The sequence below is a fragment of the Bacillus cereus group sp. Bce019 genome, from assembly GCF_051781745.1.
Classification (GTDB): domain Bacteria; phylum Bacillota; class Bacilli; order Bacillales; family Bacillaceae_G; genus Bacillus_A; species Bacillus_A cereus.
This window is the reverse complement of record NZ_JBPWJX010000127.1, coordinates 1-272: the sequence shown is the minus strand read 5'-3', so window position 1 is coordinate 272 and position 272 is coordinate 1. Positions and strand designations below refer to the sequence as shown.

The following is a 272-nucleotide window of genomic DNA, read 5'->3' as shown; positions in this document are numbered from 1 at the left end:
CGCCAAAGCTGGCGTTGTTGGCATCGGCCACCCACTGGTCCAGCCGCGCCTGGTTGCGGTCGTAGAGCTGGCGCTGGGCATCGGTGGTCAGCAGGGCCGCATCGGCGCTGCGCCATTGCGCGCGCAGCGCAGCGTAGTCGCTGCGGAACTGCTGGTAGATCTGCGCCTTGGCCTGCGCCATGGCGGGGCCGCGCTGCTGCGGGTCCTGGTAGAGCTGCTGCAGCGCCTGGCGCGTGTGGCCGGTCAGCGCCCGCCACTGCGCGCGCCGCAGC

At 72.8% G+C, this 272-nt stretch carries 1 protein-coding gene; it reads right to left on the bottom strand.

Annotated features, from left to right (window positions below):
- On the bottom strand, window positions 1–272 hold a 272-nt coding region (locus tag ACS2QP_RS27725), incomplete at both ends, for an aminopeptidase (RefSeq protein ID WP_438883059.1).